Origin of the sequence: Streptomyces hilarionis (assembly GCF_024539675.1) — a bacterium.
Taxonomy (GTDB): Bacteria; Actinomycetota; Actinomycetes; order Streptomycetales; family Streptomycetaceae; genus Streptomyces; species Streptomyces hilarionis.
On sequence record NZ_JAHHIT010000561.1, the window covers coordinates 1 to 343 of the forward strand.

The window sequence follows — 343 nt, forward strand, 5'->3', positions numbered from 1 at the left end:
TTTCTACACCCGTTTCACGGGACAAGGTTTTTAACATCAGCCCTCCGCTCATACCAATCTTCCGATGAATACGCCACATGGCCAGCGGGATATTCTCGGAATCGAGTGCCTCTTTCCATGCGGCTACGTTCTGGTACACGCTGTCGGTCAGCGTGCCATCAAGGTCGAATATAAAAGATGTTTGAGGTCGCATGGGAATCCTCCAGATTCATTAGAGTTGGCGCTGTGGGTATATTGTTAGGAGCATGCGAGTAAATTGTTACCTAGCAGTTGGCATTCGCTCGACATCCGCAGGGCCGGGTGCGGCGCGATCCCCATCGGGAATCTCATCATCCTCTCGAAT

General features: G+C 51.6%; 1 protein-coding gene. It reads right to left on the reverse strand.

Annotated elements, in window-relative coordinates; genetic code table 11:
• The coding region (locus KMS84_RS44220; protein ID WP_256921484.1) for an HAD family hydrolase at window positions 1–193 on the reverse strand (193 nt) is incomplete at its 3' end.
• Window positions 194–343: the final 150 nt, after the last annotated feature.